This window comes from Nitratireductor indicus C115 (assembly GCF_000300515.1).
Classification (GTDB): Bacteria; Pseudomonadota; Alphaproteobacteria; order Rhizobiales; family Rhizobiaceae; genus Nitratireductor; species Nitratireductor indicus.
In genome coordinates, this window is sequence record NZ_AMSI01000009.1 from 149,487 (window position 1) to 173,140 (window position 23,654).

Below are 23,654 nucleotides of genomic sequence, written 5' to 3' on the forward strand. Positions count from 1 at the left end.
CCGACTGCAAAAGGGCTTCAAGGGGCGGACCTCCAACCCAATGGCACAAAAAAGGCCGCCGGATCGCTCCGGCGGCCTTTCAATGAAGATGTCAGTCGGCTTATGCGGCGAGGTCGCGCAGGACGTACTGGAGGATGCCGCCGTTCTTGAAATACTCAAGCTCGTCCAGCGTATCGATACGGCAAAGGAGCGGAACCTCCTTCACGCTGCCGTCCGCATAGGCGATTTTGGCGTTCATGGTTGCGCGCGGCTTGATGTCGTCGAGACCGTCGATCGTGACCGTCTCGTCGCCCTTCAGGCCCAGTTCCTGCCAGCTCGTCTTTTCGGCGAAGACGAAGGGAATGACGCCCATGCCGACCAGATTCGAGCGGTGAATGCGCTCGTAGCTCTGGGCGATCACGGCGCGCACGCCGAGCAGGTTGGTGCCCTTGGCAGCCCAGTCGCGCGAGGAGCCGTTGCCATACTCGACGCCGGCAAAGACGACCAGCGGCACACCTTCCTTGCGGTATTCCATGGCAGCGTCATAGATCGACATCTCTTCCTTGGAAGGATAGTGGATCGTAAAGCCGCCCTCGGTGCCGTTTTCGCCCAGCATGAAGTTGCGGATGCGGATGTTGGCGAAGGTGCCCCGCATCATCACTTCATGGTTGCCGCGGCGCGTGCCGTACTGGTTGAAGTCGGCAACGCCCACGCCATGGTCCATCAGATATTTGCCGGCGGGGGAAGCCGCCTTGATGGAGCCGGCCGGAGAGATGTGGTCGGTGGTGATCTTGTCGCCGAACAGGCCGAGGATGCGTGCACCCTTGATGTCGCTGACATCGCCAGCCGTCTTCTTCATGCCCGTGAAATAGGGCGGGTTCTGCACATAGGTCGACTGGTCGTCCCAGGCATAGGTCTCGCCTTCCGGCACCTGCACGGCCTGCCAGTTCTCGTCGCCCTTGAAGACCTCGGCGTATTTCTTCTCGAAGAGGTCGCGGGTGACGTTCTTCTGGATGAACTCCTGGATCTCCTGGTTGGAAGGCCAGATATCCTTCAGGAAGACGTCGTTGCCGTCCTTGTCCTGGCCGATGGGCTCCTTGGTCAGGTCCTTCGTCACCGAGCCGGCAAGCGCATAGGCGACAACCAGCGGCGGGGAGGCCAGGTAGTTGGCCTGCACGTCGGGCGAAATACGGCCCTCGAAGTTGCGGTTTCCGGAGAGCACGCCGGCGGCGATCAGGCCCTTGTCGTTGATCGTCTTGGAGACGGGACCGGGAAGCGGGCCGGAGTTACCGATGCAGGTCGTGCAGCCGAAGCCGACGAGGTTGAAGCCGATCTGGTCGAGTTCCTTCTGCAGGCCGGATTTCTCCAGATATTCGGCCACCACCTGGCTGCCGGGGGCGAGAGAGGTCTTCACCCACGGCTTCTGCTTGAGGCCGAGCCGGTTGGCGTTGCGGGCCAGAAGGCCGGCGCCGATCAGCACGCTCGGGTTGGAGGTGTTGGTGCAGGAGGTGATGGCGGCAATCGCCACATCGCCGTGACCGAGGTCATATTCCTCGCCCTCGACCTGCCAGCGCTTGCCAAGGCTGGCACCGTCCTTCTTGTACTCCTTCTCGAGCGATTCGGCGAAGCCGGAGGCAATGCCATCGAGCGGAATACGGCCCTCGGGGCGCTTCGGGCCGGCCATGGACGGTACGACGTCGCCGAGATCGAGCTCGAGCGTATCGGTGAACACCGGATGCTCGCTGCCCGTCTCACGGAACATGCCCTGTGCGCGGGAATAGGCTTCAACCAGAGCGATACGCTCCTTGGAACGGCCCGAAACATTGAGGTAGTTGAGCGTCTCCGAATCGACCGGGAAGAAGCCGCAGGTCGCGCCGTATTCCGGACCCATATTGCCGATGGTGGCGGCGTCGGCCAGCGTCAGATGATCCAGGCCATCGCCGAAGAACTCGACGAACTTGCCGACCACACCCTTCTTGCGCAGCATCTGGACGACGGTCAGCACCAGATCGGTTGCGGTTACGCCTTCCTTAAGCTTGCCGGTCAGCTTGAAGCCGATGACTTCCGGCAGGAGCATGGAGACCGGCTGGCCGAGCATGGCGGCTTCAGCCTCGATGCCACCCACGCCCCAACCCAGAACGCCCAGGCCGTTGATCATGGTGGTGTGCGAATCGGTGCCCACGCAGGTGTCAGGGTAGGCAACGGTTTCGCCGTTCTCTTCCTTCGTCCAGACGGTCTGGCCGAGATATTCCAGGTTCACCTGGTGGCAGATACCGGTACCGGGCGGCACGACGCGGAAATTCTTGAACGCCTTCTGGCCCCATTTCAGGAAGCGGTAGCGCTCGCCGTTGCGCTGGTATTCCAGCTCCACATTGCGGGCGAAGGCCTTCGGCGTGCCGAACTCGTCGACGATGACCGAGTGGTCGATGACCAGATCGACGGGAACCAGCGGGTTGATCTTCTGCGGGTCACCACCCAGCGACACCATGGCGTCGCGCATGGCTGCGAGGTCGACCACGGCGGGAACGCCGGTGAAATCCTGCATGAGGACGCGGGCCGGGCGGTAGGCGATTTCATGACCGGCCGTGCCGCGGTCTTCGAGCCAGGCGGCAACCGCTTCGATATCGGACTTGGTGACCGAGCGTCCGTCTTCGTTGCGCAGGAGGTTTTCCAGAAGCACCTTCATGGAGAAGGGCAGGCGCGAGATGCCGGCGAGGCCGTTCTTTTCGGCCTCTTTCAAGTCAAAATAGACATACTCGGCATCGCCCACTTTGAGGGTGCGGCGGCAATTGAAACTGTCGAGTGATTTGGTCACGAGCGATCCTATCCTGGTCTGTTCATCCGAAACGGGAACGGACTCCTCTAGGCATCACGCGCAAAAGGTGCGGGTACGGTCATTTCCGCTGTCCGCCCCCAAGCGTCCCGGGCCGTTAAAGGCGGCGCGCGCGCGGGTATCGGCACAAAGAATTACACGCCGACCGCTGGCGTGGTTGTCCGGCATATAGAGAATTTCTAAAAAGAGTTCCATACCGATATTGAGCAAAACTGCCTCATCGAGCAGATTCAGGATCATAGCCTTGCCGGAACCACAGGACGAAATGCGGCTGATCGCCGAGGAATTGAGCGGTGAGCGGGGGGGAGAAACCGTGTTTTCGGGGGTTTCCTTCGCGCTCGGCAGCGGCGAGGCACTGATGGTGACGGGGCCGAACGGCGCCGGAAAATCCACGCTTCTGCGGGTGCTCTGCGGCCTTTTGCCTCCGGCGGAGGGGCAGGTATCGTTCAGTGGAGGGGGGGAAGACTGGCCCGACTCCGCCGCTGCCTGCCATTATCTGGGCCATCGCAACGCCATGAAGGCGGCGCTCAGCGTGATGGAGAATCTCGCCTTCTGGCAGCGGTTCCTCGGCAATCCCCATCTCGACCCGCATGAAGCGCTGGAGATGGTCGGGCTCGACGGGATCGGTCATTTGCCGTTCGGCTATCTGTCCACCGGCCAGAGACGACGCGCGGCGATTGCCCGGTTGCTGGTGAGTTACCGGCCCGTATGGCTGCTCGATGAGCCGACATCCGGGCTTGACAGGGCCTCGGAGAAGCAGTTCGCCGAACTCATGGGCGTGCATCTCGAGGACGGAGGCCTGATCGTCGCCGCCACGCATCTGCCATTGGGCCTGAATGGCGCTCGCGAACTTGCCATGCGGGGGGCGGAACTATGACTTCGGAGTTTTTTCGCCGGGCGGTGGGGACATCGAGCCAGTACTTTTTTCGTGAATGCGCTGCCACGGATGCTGGAGAATTCGCATGCTAGCCCTGTTCCTGCGTGAAACGCGCCTTGGCGTGCGGGCGGGCAGCGGGGCCTTGACCGGCGTGCTCTTCTTCCTTGCCGTGGTGGCGGTTATTCCGTTCGGCGTCGGGCCGGACCTCAACCTTCTCGCACGCATCGGGCCAGCCATATTGTGGATCGGCGCGCTTCTGGCGAGCCTGCTCGGGCTGGAGCGCCTGTTTCAGGCGGACCGCGAGGATGGATCGCTCGATCTCCTGCTTCTGACCGGCCATCGTCACATGACCGCGTTGACCGTTTTCGTGAAATGTCTCGCGCATTGGACAGTGAATGTGCTGCCCCTCGTGGTCGTCACGCCGCTTCTGGGGCTCTTCATGAATTTGGAGCCATTGGGCATTGCCGCCGCAACCGCAACGCTGGCGGTGGGAACGCCGGCAATTACCTTCATCGGCGCGGTGGGGGCGGCGCTGGCGGTTGCCCTGCCGCGCGGCGGGCTGCTGGTTTCCGTCCTGATCCTGCCGCTCACCATTCCCGTGCTCATTTTCGGGGTGGCGGCGGCGCGGGGGGCGGTGGCCGATCCCGACCCGTTCCTGCCGCCCTTCCTCATTCTTGCCGCCCTTATGCTGTTCTTTGCGGTGATTGGGCCGCTGGCCGCCGCGCTGGCCTTGCGCTGGAGCGGCGATTGATGTGCGGCAATCGAGTCGATTGCGGAACAGGGCAGGCAACGCTATGGGTGCAGGCATGACAGACGCCAACCCGCAAGCCACAACGCTTTCCGGCCGCCTCACGGCGCTTGCCAATCCGACGCGTTTCATCGCGCTGGCGGATCGGCTTGTGCCATGGCTTGGCCTGCTTGCGCTGGCGATCCTGGCTGCCGGGCTATATCTGGCTTTCGCGGCACCGGAGGATTACCAGCAGGGCAGCACGGTGCGGATCATGTATATCCACGTGCCCTTCGCCTGGCTTGCCATGTTCTGCTATTCGCTCATGGCGGCGGCTGCGCTCGGAACGCTGGTGTGGAAACATCCGCTCGCCGATGTGGCGCTGAAATCGGCAGCCCCCATCGGAGCGGCTTTCACCGCGCTCGCTCTTCTGACCGGTTCCATCTGGGGCAAGCCCATGTGGGGCACCTGGTGGGTGTGGGATGCGCGGCTGACGTCCGTGTTCGTGCTGTTCCTCATGTATCTCGGCATCATCGCGCTCACACGAGCAATGGACGATCCCGGCCGCTCTGCGCGGGCGGCGGCGATCCTAACGCTGGTCGGCTTCATCAACATTCCGATCATCAAGTTTTCGGTCGACTGGTGGAACACGCTGCACCAGCCGGCTTCCGTGTTTCGCCTCGACGGGCCTACGATCCATCCCTCGTTGTTATGGCCGCTGCTCATCTGTGCAGTGGGCTTCACCTTCCTGTTCCTGACGCTGCATCTCATGGCCATGCGGGCGGAAATCTGGCGGCGGCGGGTGATTGCCATGCGCCGGTTGTCGGCGCGTGCGGCGGAAAGGGCGGCGCGATGACCCATGCGGCTTATGTCTTCGCAGCCTACGGCGTTTCAGCGCTGGTAATCGCGGCCCTGGGCATCTGGATCCTCCTGGATCAGGCAGCCCGCCGGCGCGAGCTGAAGGAGCTGGAACAACGCGGCATCCGTCGCCGGTCCGATCGCCAAGGGGCGGGCAAGGAAGCGAACAAGTGAGCGCTGCCGGCGAAAAATCCACCGAAAAATCCCCAGACAGACCGGCGCGGTCACGACGGATACTTTTCCTTCTCCCGCTTGCGGTGTTCCTGGCGCTGTCGGCGGTCTTTCTGATGCAACTCGTCTCTGGGCGCGACACGTCGCTCGTGCCTTCGGCGCTGATCGGCAAACCTGCTCCCCAGACTGAGCTCGCGGCTCTGGAGGGCAGCGGCCTGCCGGGTCTTTCAACGGCGGATTTCACCGGCAAGGTGACGTTGGTGAATGTGTGGGGATCGTGGTGCGTGCCGTGCCGGCAGGAACACCCGCTTCTGATGCAGCTCGCACAGGATGGACGTTTTGAACTCGCCGGGCTCAATTACAAGGACAAGCCGGAGAATGCGCGGCGCTTCCTCGGCGATCTCGGCAACCCTTTCGACCGGATCGGGGTCGATGCGAGTGGACGTACCGCTATCGATTGGGGCGTTTATGGCGTCCCCGAGACTTTCCTCGTCGGACCGGACGGCACGATCCGCTACAAGCATGTGGGGCCGTTCACGCCGGAAAGTATCCGCGACGATCTGATGCCTGCAGTGGAAAAGGCGCTGTACGGGGTGCCGGCGGGCTGAGGCTCAGGCGAAAAATCTTCCTGTCGCAAAATCACGATTTTGCCTGTGCTAGACATAAGCTCACACGGAAGGAGAGATCTTGCCATGGCTGTGAGCATTGTTGAGCATTTCGAAAAACAGGCTGAGTCGTGCGACCGTATGGGGTCGCCATTCACGGCGGAACTATGCCGCCTGCTGCCCTCGCTGATCGACGAGACAACGCAAACGGGCAGGCGAATCGCGAACTGGCCGGGCGACTTCCACGACGATGCCTTGGCTTTGCGGCTCTGCGGCGGGCTGCATGCGCTGGTTCTGGCTGGGCGCGACGAGATGCTTGCGGCTGCCTATCCTCCGAACGCGTTATCTGTATCCAAGCTTGCGGATGCCGTCAGGGGGGCTCTCGCGCGCCACGATGCGGCTCTGGCCGCCACGCTCGACAGCGCCCCGCAAACAAACGAGATTGCCCGTTCGGCAATGCTTCTGCCCGGGTTTTTGACGATTGCACGGGAAACTGGCCTGCCGCTCGATCTTCATGAGATCGGGTCGAGCGCGGGTTTGAACCTGCTCTTCGACCATTTCCATTATCGTTATGGAGATGCCGAATGGGGTGATGCCGCTTGCCCCGTGCGGCTTTCACCTGAAGTGCGGGGCGATGCGCCGCCGCTTGACGGAGCGCTTTCGGTCGTCGCGCGCCGGGGGAGCGACATTGCACCCATCGATGTTGCCCAGACCGATGAGCGGTTACGGCTCACCTCCTATGTTTGGGCCGATCAAACGGCCCGCCTTGAGCGGCTCGCTGCCGCCATCGAGCTTGCGGGACGCTATCCCTTCCAGCTGGAAAAGGCAGATGCGGCGCCTTTTGTGGAAGCGGCAATCGCCAAACGCAGGCCTGACAGCGTGTTCGTGCTCTTCCATTCGGTCATGTGGCAATATTTGCCGCTGGTCACGCGGGCGCGCATCGAGAGGGCGCTGGCTGCGGCAGGCCAGAACAACAAGGCGCCGCTCGCATGGTTGCGCATGGAGCAGGCGAGCGCCAGGGAGCCCTATGCGCAGGTCCAGCTTACCATGTGGCCCGGCGGAGAGACGCGGCAGATCGCGCGCTGCGATTTTCACGGTCGCTGGATCGAATGGGTGGGCGAATAGCGCACCTCACTCCGCATCAGGGTTTGGAAAACAGAAGGAGAGGGCGTCTTTTGTGCGTCCAAAAGGACGCACGGGACCCGAGAGTCAGCGTGTGGCGATCGCTGCCGCCGCGCCTGCCATCATGGAGGCGCTGGTGCGGTTGGCGATGCGCATGGCCCGGCTGCTTTTCAGGAGGCGGCGAGCCTGTGTGGCAGCGACCATCCAGGCAGCGTCGACCGCGATCAGAACCAGCACCATTGTGACGGTGAGTTCGGCCCAGCCAAGCAGGGTGACGGACGTCAAGTCAATGAGGGTGGGCAGAAGCGCCAGATAGAACATCATGATCTTGGGGTTGCCAAGGGTGACGGCCATGCCGGCGAGAAACAGGCGCAGGCGTGAATCCGCTGCGGGCATTTCTCCGGTTCCGGTTTCCACAGGTGCTGTCCACATTCTCCAGGCGAGATAGAGCAGATAAGCGACGCCCGCATATTTGATGGCGACGAAAAGGTGATGGAAGGTCTCGGCCACATAGGCCAGCCCGAAGATCGCGAAGGACAGCCAGATTGCCTCGCCGATCCACATTGCCAGCAGGAATGGCAGAACATCCCGCCAGCCGCGGGTGATCACACGGGCAACGAGTGCTGCAATGCTGGGTCCGGGGGAACCGGCCGCGACCAGCAGCGTGACCCCGAAAATGAGAAGGGCGGAAAAATCCATCGGTCTGCGTCTATCGTGCCGAGAAGGCGAGCTTCAGGCCGAGCGCGGCGAAAGCGGCGGCAAAGGAACGGCGCAGCCACTTCATGATGACCGGGCTCGAAAGCACCTTGCCCCGCACGAGCGCGGCCATTTGGCCGTAAATCACGAAGACGACGAATGTCATCGCCATGAAGATGAAGCCGAGCCAGGCCATATGAACGGCAGGCACGGTCGCATCCACCGGCACGAATTGCGGCAGGAAAGCGAGAAAGAAGATGGAAAGCTTCGGGTTGAGGATGTTGAGCAGGAGACCGCGAAGCACAATGCGCCAATGGGGCTGTTCGGCACGATCCGGCTCCGCCTCGATGAGGCCCTTGTCTCCGAGGGCGCTCCAGGCCATCCACAGGAGATAGACCACGCCGACGATCTTCACGACCTGGAAGAGCAGCGCGCTGGCATGCAGCAGGGCCGCCAGACCGAGGATCGCTGCCATGATGTGCGGAAGGATGCCGAGGGTGCAGCCGAAGGCGGCCGAGACCGAGGCCATTCCGCCGCGCCCGAGCGCTACGGCGAGCGTGTAGATCACGCCCGTGCCCGGTATGAGCACCACCACGAGGGCTGTCAGTAGAAATGCCGGATCCATGATGACCTGCCTTCAGCCTGGGAAAGCCGGGAGTTTGCATTGGCCCCACTGCTTGTCAAGCAAACGAAGATGCATGGCGGGTTCAAAGCGGGCCGGGTGGATTGGGCCGCATGGCGGTGGCCAGGTCCGGTTCGGGCAGGCGATGCCAGATCACCCATGACACGATCGCTATCAGGCCGAAGCAGGGAACGACGATGGTCATGCCACGCACGGGGTCGCCGATGGCTGCTGTCAGCGCTCCACCGATCATGCCGGCGCTCATCTGCAGGAAGCCCATCATGGAGGAAGCGGAGCCGGCCATGCGGGGGAAGGGAGCGAGCGATGCGGTCATCATCGCCGGCATGACGAAGGCGACGCCGAAGGCATAGAGGCCGACCGGACCCATGACGCTGATGAAGCCGGGCTCCACGAAATGGAGCGACACGGCCACCGCCACGCTTCCAATGCCGATGAACACGAGGCCGAAGGGAACCAGCGCGGCTGCATTGAAACGCTGCATCAGGAACCGTGCCGCGACCGAGCCCGAAAAATACATGCCGCTCTGGGCGAGCATGCCGAGGCCGAATTGCGAGGGCGTCAATCCAGCGCGGTTCATCAGGATGAAGGGGAGGACGGTCGCCAGCGTGTAGAGCGTACCGACCGATCCCGCCACCACGAGGCTCGACAGCATGAAATAGGCGCTGCGGGTAAGCGTGACGTAGGAGTGGATCAACGCTGCCGGCTTGATGCGGGAAATGTCGCGTTCCACGGTTTCACGCATGCAGAAATGCACGACGATGATGATCGCTATGCCCGCAATCAGCATCAGCATGAAGATCGCATGCCATCCGGCGACCTCCATCGTGAGGCCGCCCAGCGTTGGGGCTATCGCCGGTCCGAGCGCCAGAATGATGCCCATCAGATTCATGATGCGCGCGGACCGTTCATGGGTGAAAAGGTCACGCACGATGGCGCGTGAAACAGCAACGCCCACGGCTGCGCCGACACCCTGGAGGAAACGGGCGAAGATCAGGATCTCGATGTTCGGCGACAGAAGCGCGATCAGGCTCGCCAGAACATAGATGCTCATGAACACGAAGGTGACCGGTTTGCGCCCCAACCCGTCGGACAGGGGGCCGCAGACAAGCTGCGTGAATGCAAATCCCGCGAAATAAAAGGAGAGCGTCATCTTCACCGCCGCTTCCGTGGTGCCGAAAGCATCCACGATTTGCGGCATGGCAGGGGTGAAGGAGGCGAGCGAGACGGGACCGATGGCTACGAGCATGGCGCCGATAATGCTCGTGCGCCTTTCGCTCATTAAGGGGGCGTCGGGAGCAGGCGATTTGGGCTCGACGTTCATGTGCGCGCCTCCGGTTCCGGCGCTGCGGAAAGATTGTCGCGTACGAGCTTGAGCTTTTCCAGGAAGCGTTCCCATTCAGGCAGGGGCATGTCGCCGGCTGCCTTGCGCCGCACCCGGGCGGCGACTTCCGCAACGGTGTTCAGAACCTCATCGGCCGCATCGGTCAGCTCCACCAGCTTGGCGCGGCGATCCGTCGGGTCGTTCAGGCGGGCAACGAGGCCGCGGGCTTCCAGCCTGTCGAGATAGCCGCTCAGCGTCATCGCTTCCACGCCCATGCGTTCTGCAAGCACGTTCTGGCGCACGGTTCCGGCGCGGGCGGCGTGGGAAAGCGTTCGCGCCTCGCCTGCTGTCACGCCAATGCCCGCTTCTGCGATGGCACGGTCCATTTCAGCGCGGATCAGGCGGTAGAGATCGGTAAGCAGGAACCCGAAAGATTCGGGATTGACGTTGCGGGGCATGGTTGCACGCTGGTACTAAGGGATACTTATTATAAGCTATACATATATTTTCATGCCGCTTCCGTCAATGCGCTCCCGGCGGTGGCTTCGTTCGGGAAAGCGGCGAGGTGTAGCCATTGCGCGCTTCGGTTCGCGCGCCTACATCGACAGGGAACCTCTTTCTCCGATCCGGAACCCGTCATGCAGAACATAAAAGTCGACCTTTCCACCCATCCGCTCGTGAACTGGAACGGACCGCTCGGGCTGCCCGATTTCCGCGCCTTCGGCGATGCGGATTTCGCCCCGGTCTTCGATGCCGCGCTCGCCGCGCATGAGGCAGAGGTGGAGGCGATAGCGGAAAGCCTGGAACCGGCGACGGTGGAGAACACACTGGCGGCGCTGGAACTTGCCGGGGATGCGCTCTCGAAAGTATCCGCCATCTTCTGGTGCCGTGCAGGCGCTCATACCAACGACACGATCCGGGCGCTGGAGCGGGATATTTCGCCGCGCATGGCCCGCCATGTTTCGGCGATCTTCATGAATGCGGAGCTGTTTGCACGGATCGACGCGCTCTATGAGAAGCGTGCTTCTCTGGGTCTCGATGCCGAGAGTGACAGGGTTCTGGAGAAGACCTGGAAGCGCTTCGTGCGCGGCGGTGCGAAACTCGGCCCCGATGCCAAGGAAAGGCTGGCGAAGATCAACGAGGAACTGGCAGGTCTTGGCGCGACGTTCGGCCAGAATGTGCTGGCTGATGAAAGCAGCTGGGCGCTCTTCCTTGACGAGGCAGACCTTGCGGGCCTTTCCGACGCCCTCAAAAGCGCCATGGCGGAGGCCGCGGAAGGGCGCGGCGAGGCAGGGCGTTATGCCGCCACGCTTTCGCGTTCCATCGTTGAACCGTTCCTTTCGTCATCGGAGCGGCGTGATCTCCGTGAGAAGGTGTTCGAAGCCTTCACGCGCCGGGGCGAGAATGGCGGCGAGACAGACAATGGAGATGTGGTGCGCCGCACGCTCGAACTGCGCACCGAGAAGGCCAGACTTCTGGGCTATGACACCTTCGCCGCGCTCAAGCTCGACGATACCATGGCCAAGACCCCGCAGGCCGTGCAGGAACTTCTCCAGCCGGTCTGGCGCAAGGCGCGCGAGAAAGCCGCCGAGGACGAGAAGGAGCTTGCCCGTCTTGCTGCCGCAGAGGGCCATAACCATGCCATCGCGCCATGGGATTGGCGTTATTATGCCGAAAAGCGCCGCGCCGAGCGCTTTGCCTTCGATGAAAGTGCGCTGAAACCTTATCTGGCGCTCGAGAACGTCGTTGCTGCCTGCTTCGATGTGGCGAACCGCCTGTTCGGCCTCACCTTCGAGGAACAGGTGGGTATTGCGGCCTGGCATGAGGATGTTCGCACCTTTCTGGTGCGCAATGCCGAGGGGTCGTCGCGGGGTGTTTTCCTGGCCGATTATTTCAACCGTCCTTCCAAACGGTCGGGCGCCTGGATGAGCGCCCTGCAGTCGGGCTACAAGCTTGGCGCCGGCAAGTCGCCGATCATCTACAATGTGATGAACTTCGCCAAGCCGCCGAAGGGTCGACCGGCGCTTCTGTCCATGGACGAGGCGCGTACGCTGTTTCATGAATTCGGCCATGCGCTGCATGGGCTTCTGAGCGATGTGACATGGCCTTCCATCGCCGGAACGGCGGTGTCGCGCGATTTCGTTGAGTTGCCATCGCAGCTTTATGAGCATTGGTTCACCGTGCCGCAGGTTCTGGAGAAATTCGCGGTGCATGTGGATACCGGAGAACCGATGCCGAAGGAGCTGCTGGAGAAGATGCTCGCCGCTCGCACCTTCGATGCCGGTTTCGCAACGGTCGAGTTCACGGCTTCCGCCCTTGTGGACATGGCGTTTCACAGCCAGAGCGAAGCCCCCGAGGATCCGCTCGGCTTCGAGGCCCAGACACTTGCCGAACTGGAGATGCCGGACGCTATCGCGATGCGTCACCGCACACCGCAATTCCTGCATGTCTTTGCGGGAGACGGATATTCAGCCGGCTACTATTCATACATGTGGTCGGAGGTGCTCGACGCGGATGCCTTCCGCGCTTTCGAGGAAGCGGGCGATCCGTTCGATCCCGAGACTGCGGAAAAGCTGCGCCGGCACATCTATTCGGCGGGCGGGTCGGCCGATCCGGAAGAACTCTACACGGCTTTTCGCGGCAGGCTGCCCACGCCGGAAGCGATGATGGAGAAGAAGGGCCTGGCTTGATGCTCGAAACATCGGGCATGAAGCTGCGGCTCCAGTGTTTGCTCCTGTGTTTGCAGGGGACAGCAAGGTCTTCAGCCGGCTGTCTTCGAAACTTCAGATAGCTGTCATCCAGCCGATAAGCGGCTGCAACATTCGGCGACGAGAGTGCCTCCCACGAATCAACCGTTTCGAGGGAGACTGGCATGACGTCCTTTACAGTGAGTACCCGCCGCAAATTTCTGATCGGCACCGGGGTGACGGCTCTGGCATCGGCCTTTGGCGGGCTTGCGATGCCCGCCATTTCGCGTGCCGGGGCGCGCCCGCTCTTTACGCATGGCGTGCAGTCGGGCGATGTTGACACCACCACCGGCATGATCTGGACGCGCACCGACCGTCCGGCACGGGTCCAGTTCGAGATTTCGAACACCGAAAGCTTCAAGGACGCGACGCGCCTCACCAGCATGGACGTGCTGCCGGACAGCGATTTCACGGTGAAGCGTCTTCTGGAAAACCTCACACCTGATCAGGACATCTTCTACCGCATGACGGCGGTGGACCTCGACGATGTTTCGGCCTCTTCCGAGCCGATCGTCGGCCGCTTCCGCACTGCGCCTTCCGCGCGCCGGAACATCCGTTTCGCCTGGTCCGGCGATACGGCCGGCCAGGGCTGGGGTATCGACGAGGTCGGCATGAAGACCTATGCCACCATGGGTCGCCACGAGCCTGACTTCTTCCTGCACTCGGGCGATACGATCTATGCGGACGGCGCGATCCAGAAGGAAGTCGACCTGAAGGACGGTACCAAATGGGTCAACAAGGTCGTTACGGAAGAAAAGAGCAAGGTCGCGGAGACGCTCGATGAGTTCCGCGGTCAGTGGAAGTACAACATGATGGACGAGCATGTGCGCGCGCTGAACGCGGTTTGCCCGACCTTCTTCCAGTGGGACGATCACGAGGTCATCAACAACTGGTCGGCCTCCAAGGACCTGACCGCCGACGATCGCTACAAGGTGAAGTCCGTGCCGCTTCTCCAAGCGCGTGCTGCCCGCGCTTTCCATGAGATGACGCCTATCCGCTATACGCCGGCCGAGCCCGGTCGGGTCTATCGCAAGATCGCCTATGGACCGATGCTCGATGTGTTCTTCCTCGACATGCGTTCCTACCGCGGCCCCAACAGCGATTCCATGCAGGAAACGCTGACGGATGAGGCCCGCATCCTGGGCGATCAGCAGGTGCAGTGGCTGAAGCGCGAGCTTGCCAATTCCCGCGCTACCTGGAAGGTGATTGCCGCCGACATGCCGATCGGACTCGTCGTGCCCGATGGCGAGAAAATCGAGGCGGTTGCCAATGGCGACAATGGCGCTGCGCGTGGCCGCGAACTGGAAATCGCCGATCTCCTGCGCTTCATCAAGAATGCAGGCATCGAAAACACCGTGTGGCTGACGGCGGACGTTCATTACACTGCCGCGCACTACTACAATCCCGACAAGGCGCAGTTTCAGGACTTCAAGCCCTTCTGGGAATTCGTTTCCGGCCCATTGCACGCCGGCACGTTCGGTCCGAACGATCTCGACCAGACCTTCGGGCCGGAGCTGAAATATGTGAAGGCCCCGAGTGCGGAGCAGGGCGCCAACCTGCCGCCTTCGGCCGGGTTCCAGTTCTTCGGTCTCGTGGATATCGATGCGGCTACCGAGCAGATGACGGTGCGCCTCATGGATCGCGACGACGTGGAACTCTACAAGGTGACGCTCGACCCGGTTCGCTCGGCTTGAGACCGGAAACAGGAGGCGGATGCATTCGCATCTGCCTCCCTTTACGCCGGAATGTCGGCTTCAAAAACGCTGCGCTCTTTCGCATTTGCAAAAAAAGCTGTATGAGCGCGGCGATAGAAACTGGCTGCGCCTGCCTTCTGCGCGCCCGCCGACCCCAAAAAGAGCACACATGAAACTGCGCAACATTGCGATCATCGCCCATGTCGACCATGGGAAAACGACTCTTGTCGATCAGCTTCTGAAGCAGTCCGGCGCTTTCCGTGAAAACCAGCGCATTGCCGAACGCGCCATGGATTCGAACGACATCGAAAAGGAACGCGGCATCACGATCCTTGCCAAGGCCACCTCGGTGGAATGGAAGGACACCCGCATCAACATCGTCGACACACCCGGCCACGCCGATTTCGGCGGCGAGGTGGAGCGTATCCTGTCGATGGTGGATGGCGCCGTGCTTCTCGTGGATGCAGCCGAAGGCCCGATGCCCCAGACGAAGTTCGTCGTCGGCAAGGCGCTGAAGGTCGGCCTGAAGCCGATCGTCGCCATCAACAAGATCGATCGCCCGGACGCCCGCGCCGATGAGGTCATCAATGAGGTGTTCGATCTGTTTGCGGCTCTCGATGCGACGGACGAGCAGCTCGACTTCCCGATCCTTTACGGCTCGGGCCGCGATGGCTGGATGAACCATAACCCCGAGGGGCCGAAGGATCAGGAGCTCGCTCCGCTTTTCGATCTGGTTCTGGAACACGTGCCGGAGCCGGCCACGGAAGCCGGCCCGTTCCGCATGATCGGGACGATCCTTGAGGCAAACCCCTTCCTGGGCCGCATCATCACTGGCCGCGTCGCGGCCGGTTCGGTGAAGCCGAACCAGGCGGTGAAGGTGTTGCATCACGACGGTTCGCTTCTGGAAAGCGGCCGTGTGTCGAAGATTCTCGCTTTCCGCGGTCTTGAGCGCCAGCCCATCGAGGAAGCGCAGGCGGGCGATATCGTCGCCATTGCGGGCCTTTCCAAGGGTACTGTCGCCGATACGTTCTGCGATCCGTCCATCGACGCACCGATGGCTGCACAGCCCATCGATCCGCCGACCGTGACCATGAGCTTCATCGTCAACGATTCCCCGCTTGCCGGTACCGAGGGTGACAAGGTGACGAGCCGTGTCATCCGCGACCGCCTCCTGAAGGAGGCCGAGGGCAATGTGGCGCTGAAGATCGAGGAAGCGGAGGACAAGGATTCCTTCTACGTCTCCGGTCGTGGCGAACTGCAGCTCGCAGTGCTTATCGAGACCATGCGCCGCGAAGGCTTCGAACTTGCCGTGTCGCGTCCACGCGTCGTCATGCAGAAGGACGAGAGCGGCCAGCTTCTGGAGCCCATCGAAGAGGTGGTCATCGACGTGGACGAGGAGCACTCGGGCATCGTCGTGCAGAAGATGTCGGAGCGCAAGGCCGAGATGGTCGAGCTGCGCCCCTCGGGCGGCGACCGTCAGCGCCTCGTCTTCCACGCGCCGACGCGCGGCCTGATCGGCTATCAGTCGGAGCTGCTTACGGACACGCGCGGCACGGCCATCATGAACCGGCTGTTCCACGAATATCAGCCTTATAAGGGTGAGATCGCCGGCCGTATCAACGGCGTGCTTATCTCGAACGACAATGGCGAGGCGGCAGCCTACGCCCTGTTCAACCTGGAAGATCGCGGCCCGATGGTCATCGACGCGGGCACCAAGGTCTATCAGGGCATGATCATCGGCATTCACAGCCGCGACAACGACCTCGAAGTCAATGTGCTGAAGGGCAAGAAGCTCACCAACATCCGCGCCGCCGGCAAGGATGAGGCGGTGAAGCTTACACCGCCGATCCGCATGACGCTGGAGCGTGCTCTGTCGTGGATCCAGGACGATGAGCTGGTCGAGGTGACGCCGAAGTCGATACGCCTGCGCAAGCTCTATCTCGATCCGCATGAGCGCAAGCGGTTCGAAAAGCAGAAGGCCGGCGCGGCCTGACGGCAGAACCGTTCAAATCAGACAGCCGGATCTTTTGATCCGGCTGTTTTTTTGTGCGAAAGGATGAGGATGGGGCAGCGTGGATGCCTTTGCTGGAGCATCCAGTCTTGCGCATTTCCGCCTGACGCGAAACGCTGCTCGCCAGCACTGCCTCAGTCGAGGATGGGGCGCTCGAAATCGCCGGTCTTGGGGTCCATGACCCACAATTCTCCGCTGGAGATGTCGAACCAGGCGCCATGCAGGGTCAGGCGGCCTTTCTCCTCGAGAATCTTGACGCAGGGAAAGCTGCGCAGATTGTTGACCTGGTAACGGATGGAGATGCGCTCCAGCGCCGTCTGGCGTTCCGCGGGCGTCATCATCGCGTTGCCGGAAATCGCCTCGGCGGCGGGCGCCACAAGGTTCATCCACTTGCCGATGAAATCGCCCGGCGACAGCGGTTCTGCCGATGGGTTCAGTGCCGCGCCGATGCCGCCGCAACGGCCATGGCCCATCACGATGATATGCTGCACCTTGAGGCTCTGCACGGCGAATTCCAGAGCGGCGGATGTGCCGTGATGCTGGTCATCGGGTGCATAAGGCGGCACGAGATTGGCAACATTGCGCACGACAAAAAGCTCGCCGGGGCCACAATCGAAGATCGTCTCCGGTGCGGCGCGGGAATCGCAGCAGGCAATGACCATTGTTTTCGGGGATTGGCCTTGCTTGGCCAATGAACGGTAACGATCGCTTTCGGCGGCATAGCGCCCGGCCATGAAGTTGCGATAGCCGGCGAGCAGCCTTTCTGGCAGATGGGTCATGGGAAGCCGAATAGCCGGAAACGCGTCGTCAGGCAATGCGATTTTGCATGCCGGTCACGCCGCATGCGAGGCGCCGTCATCAACCGCGCTTGCATTTATCGGGACAAGCGGCTGGGTCAGGCTCGAACGATCCGTTTCAAGCATTAGTTCGTCTGCGCCCCGGGCGGCCGCCTTGCCGAGAAGCTCGATCACAGACCCGGTGGCAAGAGCCAGCGCCTCGGCCGGTTTTTCCCCAGAGAGAAGGCGGGCCAGATAAAGCGCCGCGGTAAGATCGCCGGTGCCGTTCGGCGCATTGGCGACCGTTTCATGCTCCGCGCGCAACGCGTCTTTTCCGGTAACGAGCAGGTTGGCCTGCCTCGCTTCGTTCTCGGTGGGCGCGGAGGTGACCAGCACGCAATCGGGACCCGCCACGCGTGCTGCCGCGATTGCCGCCTGCGTCGTGCCTGCGTTCCTTCCCGTCAGCCACTCGAGCTCGAAACGATTGGGGGTGGCGATATCGGCGAGCGGCATCAGCCGGTCGCGCATGGCGGCGGCCGTTGCCTCCGGCACGTAGAGGCCCTGCCTGTCGCCCAGTACCGGATCGCAGACATACAAAGCATCGGGATTGCGCTGGCGCAGCTCGTTCACGAGGCTTGCCACCGCATCGGCCTGGCTCGCATGGCCGAGATAGCCGCTCAGAACAGCCTGGACCTCACCCAGCCATGGCGCGTTTTCCAGATCGTGCATGAAGCTGGCAAATGTTTCCGCTTCCGGAACGATGCGGGTGGCAGGTCCGTGACCGGGGTGCCATGGAAGCAGGATCGTGGGGACGGCCCATACGGGAAACCCAAGCGATTCCAATGCAAAAACGGCGGCGCGATTGCCTACGGTGCCGCGCGCCACATGGCTTGAAACAACGATCACGGCGCGCTTGGCGCCCTTCAATTCCTGATCCTGCATATGCTGCTATCCGCCCAGAACGTAGAACAAAAGCCAGAGAATGAAGATGACGAGAACACTCACAGCAATGAAGCGACCGATGCGGGTTCCCCAAAGTTCGACCGGGTCCTTGTCATCCACGTCGCGTGCGGCGACGTGATCGCGCACACGGGTCATCACGGAAGCATCGCTCTCGCGCCCGATGCGGGCGAGGATGCGGCGGGATTCCGACATCGCCTCGTCCCGGCCGCCGCTTCCGGCTTTATCGGGGGCACTGTTGCGGGCTTCATTCCGAGCCGCGTCGTTTTCCGGTCGTGGAGCCATGCGACAATACCTGGTGAAAAGCTTCCATTGAACCTATAGCATGGGGTCGACATTCGGAATTGGTTTCCTATCACTGGACCAAATCCTATCGTTACGAGACTTAATGCAGATGAAGGAATGCTCCATGTCTGTCGCAAAGCCGCTGGGCGCGGGTGTTCCGCGCGGAATTCTTGCCATTGTCGCTCTCTTTCTCATGTTGCCGCTTCTATCCGCATGCGGGTTCAACACGATCCCGACGCGGGAAGAGCAGGCGAAAGCCGCCTGGAGCGAAGTCCTCAACCAATACCAGCGCCGGGCCGACCTGATCCCCAATCTTGTGGAGACGGTCAAAGGCTATGCGGCGCAGGAGCGTGAGGTTCTGCAGGGTGTCGTGGAAGCGCGCGCCAAGGCAACGCAGGTGCAGGTGTCGCCCGAGATGCTCACCAATCCCGATGCCTTCAAGGCGTTTCAGGAAGGGCAGTCGGGCCTGACGGGCGCCTTGTCGCGCCTTCTGGCGGTTGTCGAAAACTATCCTGACCTGAAGTCCAACCAGAATTTCCTGGCGCTGCAAGCCCAGCTTGAGGGCACGGAAAACCGCATTGCGGTGGCACGGCGTGACTATATCGAGGCGGTGCGCCTTTACAACACGTCGCTTCGCACGCTGCCGAGCATGCTGTGGGCGAAATTCTGGTTCACCGACGCCAAGCCTTTCGAAACCTTCACCATTGCGGAAGACAAGATGGAAGTGCCGTCGGTGAATTTCGGCACGCAGAACGGCGGGTAAGCGGGGCCATCCGGTGATGTTCCATGCGTTCTGGCGCGGCTTGCCGCGCCGCATGTGGATCGGGCGAGGGCTGCTCCGCCTGTCTTTCCTTGCTTCGATGCTGCTTGCCCTCTTCGCGCTGCCGGTCATGGCGGCCGAAATACCGGCGCTTACGGGCCGGGTGGTCGACAATGCCGGGATTATCGACGAAGCGAGCGAAGGCTCGCTTACGGATCGGCTCGCGGCCTTCGAGCAGAAATCCTCCGATCAGATCGTGGTCGCCACCATCAAGAGCCTCGATGGCGAAGCACTGGAACCTTACGCGAACCGAATGTTTCGCACCTGGGGCTTGGGGCAGGCGGGCGAGAACAACGGCGTGCTTCTTCTGGTGGCGCTCGACGACCGCAAGATGCGGATCGAAGTGGGGTATGGGCTCGAAGGTACGCTGACGGACCTGCATTCCAAGCTGATCATCGAGAACACCATGGTGCCGGCGTTTCGCGCAGGCGATTTCTCCGGCGGCATCAGCCGCGCAGTGGATGACATCATCGCTGTTCTGGAGGGCAATGGCGCCGAACTTGAAGCGCGCGCCAAGCGCAACGAGACGAGCATTTCCGGCGAGGACATTGTCGGCGGCATTTTCGTCGTGATCTGGGCAACGATCTTCTTCGGCACGTTCGGCGTGATGTTTTTCGCACGCATTTTCGGAAAGAAGGTGGGGCGCGGGCGTTACCGCTGGCTTGGCATGACGGTGGACTACAACAGCTCGTCGGGTGGCGGGCGTTCTTCCGGCGGCGGCTTTTCGAGCGGAGGCGGCGGCTTCTCCGGCGGGGGCGGTTCGTCGGGCGGCGGCGGCGCTTCGGGGAGCTGGTGAGATGAAGAGAGTGAAGCATATGCTTTCCGCCGCCGATCATGATCGGGTCGCGAAGGCCATCGGCGCTGCCGAAAAGCGGACCAGCGGTGAGATCTATTGCGTGCTCGCGCATCGGAGCGATGCCTATTTCTATCCCGCGGCCCTGATGGCGGCGGCGATTGTCCTTGTGCTCGGGTTCCTTGCCGCAGTTGTTTTGAAGGCGCTCTGGATTACGGTCGACCCGCTGACCATTCCGGCAGCCCAGATCATGACCTTCCTACTTATTGCGGTGCTCTTTGCCTGCTATCCGGCGCTGCGGGTTTCCCTGATGCCGTGGCCGCTGCGCTACCGGCGGGCGCACGACAATGCGCAAAAGCAGTTTCTTGCCCACAACATCCACATGACGCAGAACCGCACGGGCGTTCTCATCTTCGTTTCGCTTGCCGAGCGTTATGTGGAGGTGGTGGCAGACAACGAGATCAACGCGAAGGTCGAGCAGGCCGTCTGGGACAAGACGGTCGATATCCTGCTCGATCATGCCGGGCGCGGGGCGCTTGCAGAGGGCTTCGTATGTGCGGTGGAGCAGGTTGGCGAAGTTCTCACAAAGCATTTTCCGGCGGGCAGCAGCAACCCCAATGAGATCGAAGATCGCCTGACGGAAATCTGATTTTCCACCGGGCGAGAAACAATTCAAAAGCGGAGGTGCATCGCGCTTGCGCATCGCCCGCCGACGCAGCTATGGTTAAGAAACCATGAACACGCTGACGATCGACATCAGACGGGCAGAACCTGCGGACGCGGAAGCGGTCGCCGAGGTGCATGATACCGCATGGCGGGGAGCCTATACGGGCATTATTCCCTACAGCGCCCTCAACCGCATGGTCGGGCGGCGCGGGCCGCGCTGGTGGGCGAATGCGATCCGCCGTTCGGCCACGGTGCTGGTGCTGGAGATTGGCGGAGAAATAGCCGGCTACGCCACCCTGGGCCGGAATCGGGCCCGGGAATTGCCGCAGGAAGGCGAAATCTACGAGCTTTACCTGCGCCCCGAATATCAGGGCGTCGGACTCGGCAAACGTCTTTTCACGGCGGCTCGGGAAATGCTCGTTGCGCATGGGCTGGACGGGCTCGTGGTCTGGGCGCTGGAGGACAACGATCCGGCACTTTCCTTCTATGCCGGTGCGGGCGGCCGCGATGTCGCCGAGGGTGTCGAGGTTTTCGACAACAAGGCCCTGCGCAAGCTTGCCTTCGTCTGGGACTGAAAGACAGGCCGATTTCCTTTTCTGTCGCCTGAAATTGCCGCAGCGCAACATGAGTTGCATTGCCTTGGCGCGCGTGACGCGATAAAGCCCTTCCCATTCCTCCCAGGCTGTGTGTCCGGCAGGCCTCATGACGGTCGCGCCGGTCCTTCGCAGCCCTTACCAGCAGTATGAAGGACTTCACCGCCCATGCGCATCGACGCCATCAGCACCGGCGACAATCCCCCGGAAGACGTCAACGTCATCATCGAAGTTCCGGTCGGCGGCCAGCCGATCAAGTATGAGATGGACAAGAAATCCGGCACGCTGGTCGTAGACCGCTTCCTCTATACGCCGATGACCTATCCCGGCAATTACGGCTTCGTGCCGCATACGCTGTCCGACGATGGCGACCCCATCGACGTGCTCGTGTGCAATACGCGCCAGCTCATTCCCGGTTGCGTCATCAATGTGCGCCCCATCGGCGTTCTGGTGATGGAAGACAATTCCGGCCAGGACGAGAAGATCATCGCCGTACCTTCTCCGCATCTCACTCGCCGCTATGAGAATGTGAAGGACTACAAGGATCTGCCGGAAATCACCCTGCAGCAGATTCAGCATTTCTTCGAGCACTACAAGGATCTGGAGCCCGGCAAGTGGGTCAAGATCGGCGACTGGATGGATGCTTCGGCGGCACGCCGCCTCATCGTCGAAGCCATCGATCGCGCCAAGGCGAACCCGACCGACTGAGGTTCGACCTGCGGGTTCTGCACCCGCGAGACTTGAAAACAGGCGGTGCATGCAGGGAGCTTTGTCCCGGCATGCACCACCTGTTCGCGTTTGTACGGAAGCCTGGCGGGGTTTTACCTGGCCAACTTCTATTCGCTGCCGTCCCCTGTCGCTGGTGCGGGGAGAGGCACGGTCCCGGCATCGATCACCGGCTGATCGGCGCCGCAGGCAAAATCGAAAACCTGCTCATCGGCGATATGGCGGGCCTTTTCATTGGCGTTCTCGTTTCCGGTCGCCACTACATAGCCCAGAACGCAGCCGTCGCGCTCGGTGAGCTGGCCAACCTTCTCCACCACCAGAACTTCTATGTCCTTGTCACCTTCCTCGCCCTGGCTGACAAACCAGCGATGAATGGTCGTGAGCGGAACCTGTCGGGTTTCTTCCTTCAGAATGCGCCATTCCACAGTTGGCCCGGTCCTGTTGAAGGCTGAGAAGGATTCCCATGCGGGCGCGAGATCGCCGGTCGGGGGGAAGCCGTAAAAAAGCGATTCCCGAAGATCGCCGTAATAGACGAGCACGGGATAGCCGCGCCATCCCGGGCAAACGAAATTGGCCCAATCGGCGGGCTCGTCGGCGGGTGGTCCGGAAAACCGGGCGCAGTCCTTCTCAATGTCGAATTCGGTGTAGGCGCTTTCGATCTCGGCCGCCTGGGCAAGGCCCATCAAGCCGGCGAGAAAGAGAATCGAGAGTGGCAGCCGCATCTTCGTCGCTCCGGTGCATTCGGTTCGGCGGAGCTTAACCCAAGGGTGCCGGGACCGAAATCGCTTTTCGGGCTCTCAGGCGAGGAGCCGTTTCAGGGCTTCGTGCAGCGCTGTCGGATCGCCCTTCAGCTCGACCGTTTTCAGACGCGCCGTCGCGCCGGAGACTACGGAGACGGCGCTTGCGGGAATGCCGAACCCTTTCGCGACCAGTTTCTCCAGCGCGGTATTGGCCTTGCCGTTTTCAGGAACGGCCCGCACCCGCGCCTTCATGTGGCTGCGGCCGTCATCGGTTTCACCCAGACCCTCCAGCGCATCGCGTGACGCCTTCGGGGTGAGCCGTACGAACAGCACCAACCCCGCATCGGTCAGGCGGAAGCAGGCGGGCGTTTCCGCCATGTTTATGAAAGAAGCGCGGGGGCGATGGTCGTCAGCAGGAACTGACGCAGGAAAAACAGGATCAGGAGCAAAATGATGGGCGAAATATCGATGCCGCCCAGATCCGGCAGCAGGTTGCGAATGGGACGCAGGGCGGGCTCGGTCACACGGAAAAGGAAATTGCCGATACTGCCCACGAACTGGTTGCGTGGGTTGACCACGTTGAATGCGTACAGCCAGGAAAAGACGGCCGATGCGATGATGAGCCACCAATAAATGTCGAGCGCCATGACGAGGGTCTGGATAAGCGCGAGCATGCCGGTCTCCTGGGCCGTGTTGACTGTGGCGCGGGCTGCCGTTTCCGACCGTGCCGCAATGTTTGCGACATGTAGCCATTGCAGCCCGAAGCGGCAAGCCTACGCGGTGTTTTTACGGTTTCGGCACTGGTCCGCGTGTCGCCTCAGAAAACGATCTCGGGGACGCTCCAGACGGTAACTCGCTTCTTGACAGGCTGGCGTGCGCAGACCTAAATGCGGCCCATCGGTGGAACGGGGCTGTAGCTCAGATGGGAGAGCGCGTCGTTCGCAATGACGAGGTCAGGGGTTCGATCCCCCTCAGCTCCACCAAACCCGGCCTGACCGCTGACAGGGTTTT

26 protein-coding genes and 1 tRNA gene are annotated in these 23,654 nt (G+C 61.9%); 15 read left to right on the forward strand and 12 right to left on the reverse strand.

Annotated elements, in window-relative coordinates; all coding sequences use genetic code 11:
* Positions 1–100: 100 nt before the first annotated feature.
* Both acnA and NA8A_RS14415 read right to left on the reverse strand, forming a co-directional pair.
* Positions 101–2,794: an aconitate hydratase AcnA gene (acnA, locus tag NA8A_RS14410; protein ID WP_009451055.1), complete on the reverse strand. Its 2,694-nt coding sequence runs from the start codon at positions 2,792–2,794 to the stop codon at positions 101–103.
* Between the two features lie 54 nt (positions 2,795–2,848).
* Positions 2,849–3,052 (reverse strand): hypothetical protein, encoded by a 204-nt coding sequence (locus NA8A_RS14415; protein WP_009451057.1) that lies wholly within the window; start codon positions 3,050–3,052, stop codon positions 2,849–2,851.
* A gap of 25 nt (positions 3,053–3,077) precedes the next feature.
* On the opposite strand from NA8A_RS14415, the gene ccmA reads away from it, so the two are divergent.
* From ccmA to NA8A_RS14445, 6 genes are all read left to right on the forward strand, one after another.
* Positions 3,078–3,689 (forward strand): heme ABC exporter ATP-binding protein CcmA, encoded by a 612-nt coding sequence (gene ccmA, locus NA8A_RS14420; protein WP_009451058.1) that lies wholly within the window; start codon positions 3,078–3,080, stop codon positions 3,687–3,689.
* 85 nt (positions 3,690–3,774) lie between these two features.
* Entirely contained in the window at positions 3,775–4,440 is a 666-nt protein-coding gene (ccmB, locus tag NA8A_RS14425) for a heme exporter protein CcmB (protein WP_009451059.1), read from the forward strand.
* A 43-nt stretch (positions 4,441–4,483) separates the two neighbouring features.
* On the forward strand, positions 4,484–5,272 hold the full coding sequence (locus tag NA8A_RS14430; RefSeq protein ID WP_009451060.1) for a heme ABC transporter permease: 789 nt from the start codon (positions 4,484–4,486) through the stop codon (positions 5,270–5,272).
* Positions 5,269–5,448 (forward strand): heme exporter protein CcmD, encoded by a 180-nt coding sequence (ccmD, locus tag NA8A_RS14435; RefSeq protein ID WP_009451061.1) that lies wholly within the window; start codon positions 5,269–5,271, stop codon positions 5,446–5,448. Before NA8A_RS14430 ends, ccmD begins: the two co-directional genes overlap by 4 nt.
* Positions 5,445–6,053, forward strand: a complete 609-nt coding sequence (locus NA8A_RS14440) for a DsbE family thiol:disulfide interchange protein (protein WP_009451062.1) — start codon at positions 5,445–5,447, stop codon at positions 6,051–6,053. Before ccmD ends, NA8A_RS14440 begins: the two co-directional genes overlap by 4 nt.
* Positions 6,054–6,137: 84 nt before the next feature.
* Positions 6,138–7,175 (forward strand): DUF2332 domain-containing protein, encoded by a 1,038-nt coding sequence (locus NA8A_RS14445; RefSeq protein WP_009451063.1) that lies wholly within the window; start codon positions 6,138–6,140, stop codon positions 7,173–7,175.
* A gap of 84 nt (positions 7,176–7,259) precedes the next feature.
* Here the strand turns inward: NA8A_RS14445 and NA8A_RS14450 are convergent, their stop codons facing one another.
* The 4 genes from NA8A_RS14450 to NA8A_RS14465 all read right to left on the reverse strand — a co-directional run bounded on the left by NA8A_RS14450 (position 7,260) and on the right by NA8A_RS14465 (position 10,290).
* On the reverse strand, positions 7,260–7,871 hold the full coding sequence (locus NA8A_RS14450) for a LysE family translocator (RefSeq protein WP_009451064.1): 612 nt from the start codon (positions 7,869–7,871) through the stop codon (positions 7,260–7,262).
* A 10-nt stretch (positions 7,872–7,881) separates the two neighbouring features.
* Positions 7,882–8,493 (reverse strand): LysE family translocator, encoded by a 612-nt coding sequence (locus NA8A_RS14455; protein ID WP_009451065.1) that lies wholly within the window; start codon positions 8,491–8,493, stop codon positions 7,882–7,884.
* An 82-nt stretch (positions 8,494–8,575) separates the two neighbouring features.
* Positions 8,576–9,832: a multidrug effflux MFS transporter gene (locus NA8A_RS14460; RefSeq protein ID WP_009451066.1), complete on the reverse strand. Its 1,257-nt coding sequence runs from the start codon at positions 9,830–9,832 to the stop codon at positions 8,576–8,578.
* Complete coding sequence (locus tag NA8A_RS14465; protein WP_009451067.1) at positions 9,829–10,290, reverse strand: MarR family winged helix-turn-helix transcriptional regulator; 462 nt, start codon at positions 10,288–10,290, stop codon at positions 9,829–9,831. Before NA8A_RS14465 ends, NA8A_RS14460 begins: the two co-directional genes overlap by 4 nt.
* A gap of 180 nt (positions 10,291–10,470) precedes the next feature.
* Between NA8A_RS14465 and NA8A_RS14470 the strand changes: the two genes are divergently transcribed.
* The 3 genes from NA8A_RS14470 (at position 10,471) to typA (ending at position 16,266) form a co-directional block, all read left to right on the forward strand.
* Complete coding sequence (locus NA8A_RS14470) at positions 10,471–12,522, forward strand: M3 family metallopeptidase (RefSeq protein ID WP_009451068.1); 2,052 nt, start codon at positions 10,471–10,473, stop codon at positions 12,520–12,522.
* Positions 12,523–12,704: 182 nt separating this feature from the next.
* On the forward strand, positions 12,705–14,273 hold the full coding sequence (locus NA8A_RS14475) for an alkaline phosphatase D family protein (RefSeq protein WP_009451069.1): 1,569 nt from the start codon (positions 12,705–12,707) through the stop codon (positions 14,271–14,273).
* Between the two features lie 169 nt (positions 14,274–14,442).
* A complete protein-coding gene (gene typA / locus NA8A_RS14480; RefSeq protein ID WP_009451070.1) occupies positions 14,443–16,266 on the forward strand; it encodes a translational GTPase TypA in 1,824 nt (607 codons plus the stop codon).
* Between the two features lie 152 nt (positions 16,267–16,418).
* Here typA and NA8A_RS14485 read toward each other — a convergent pair whose 3' ends face one another.
* Genes NA8A_RS14485 through NA8A_RS14495 form a run of 3 tightly spaced genes read right to left on the reverse strand, consistent with a single transcriptional unit; the run spans position 16,419 to position 18,215 of the window.
* A complete protein-coding gene (locus NA8A_RS14485; RefSeq protein WP_009451071.1) occupies positions 16,419–17,063 on the reverse strand; it encodes a carbonic anhydrase in 645 nt (214 codons plus the stop codon).
* A gap of 54 nt (positions 17,064–17,117) precedes the next feature.
* Positions 17,118–18,002 carry a pyridoxal kinase PdxY gene (pdxY, locus tag NA8A_RS14490; RefSeq protein ID WP_009451072.1) on the reverse strand — a complete coding sequence of 295 codons (885 nt, stop codon included), beginning with the start codon at positions 18,000–18,002 and terminating at the stop codon, positions 17,118–17,120.
* 6 nt (positions 18,003–18,008) lie between these two features.
* Positions 18,009–18,215 carry a hypothetical protein gene (locus NA8A_RS14495; RefSeq protein ID WP_040672679.1) on the reverse strand — a complete coding sequence of 69 codons (207 nt, stop codon included), beginning with the start codon at positions 18,213–18,215 and terminating at the stop codon, positions 18,009–18,011.
* Positions 18,216–18,429: 214 nt separating this feature from the next.
* Between NA8A_RS14495 and NA8A_RS14500 the strand changes: the two genes are divergently transcribed.
* The 5 genes from NA8A_RS14500 (at position 18,430) to ppa (ending at position 21,885) form a co-directional block, all read left to right on the forward strand.
* Entirely contained in the window at positions 18,430–19,068 is a 639-nt protein-coding gene (locus tag NA8A_RS14500; RefSeq protein WP_009451074.1) for a LemA family protein, read from the forward strand.
* Positions 19,069–19,084: 16 nt separating this feature from the next.
* A complete protein-coding gene (locus NA8A_RS14505; protein ID WP_009451075.1) occupies positions 19,085–19,921 on the forward strand; it encodes a TPM domain-containing protein in 837 nt (278 codons plus the stop codon).
* Position 19,922: 1 nt separating this feature from the next.
* Complete coding sequence (locus NA8A_RS14510; RefSeq protein ID WP_143088066.1) at positions 19,923–20,567, forward strand: TPM domain-containing protein; 645 nt, start codon at positions 19,923–19,925, stop codon at positions 20,565–20,567.
* An 85-nt stretch (positions 20,568–20,652) separates the two neighbouring features.
* On the forward strand, positions 20,653–21,159 hold the full coding sequence (locus NA8A_RS14515) for a GNAT family N-acetyltransferase (RefSeq protein ID WP_009451077.1): 507 nt from the start codon (positions 20,653–20,655) through the stop codon (positions 21,157–21,159).
* Positions 21,160–21,345: 186 nt separating this feature from the next.
* Entirely contained in the window at positions 21,346–21,885 is a 540-nt protein-coding gene (gene ppa, locus NA8A_RS14520; protein ID WP_009451078.1) for an inorganic diphosphatase, read from the forward strand.
* A 128-nt stretch (positions 21,886–22,013) separates the two neighbouring features.
* Here ppa and NA8A_RS14525 read toward each other — a convergent pair whose 3' ends face one another.
* From NA8A_RS14525 to NA8A_RS14535, 3 genes are all read right to left on the reverse strand, one after another.
* Positions 22,014–22,625 carry a hypothetical protein gene (locus NA8A_RS14525; protein WP_009451079.1) on the reverse strand — a complete coding sequence of 204 codons (612 nt, stop codon included), beginning with the start codon at positions 22,623–22,625 and terminating at the stop codon, positions 22,014–22,016.
* A 75-nt stretch (positions 22,626–22,700) separates the two neighbouring features.
* Positions 22,701–23,021, reverse strand: a complete 321-nt coding sequence (locus NA8A_RS14530) for a DUF167 family protein (protein ID WP_009451080.1) — start codon at positions 23,019–23,021, stop codon at positions 22,701–22,703.
* Positions 23,022–23,023: 2 nt separating this feature from the next.
* Positions 23,024–23,317, reverse strand: coding sequence for a YggT family protein (locus NA8A_RS14535; RefSeq protein WP_009451081.1), 294 nt, complete (start codon positions 23,315–23,317; stop codon positions 23,024–23,026).
* Positions 23,318–23,550: 233 nt separating this feature from the next.
* On the opposite strand from NA8A_RS14535, the gene NA8A_RS14540 reads away from it, so the two are divergent.
* Positions 23,551–23,626: transfer RNA gene (locus NA8A_RS14540), tRNA-Ala, on the forward strand.
* The last annotated feature ends 28 nt before the right edge of the window (positions 23,627–23,654 follow it).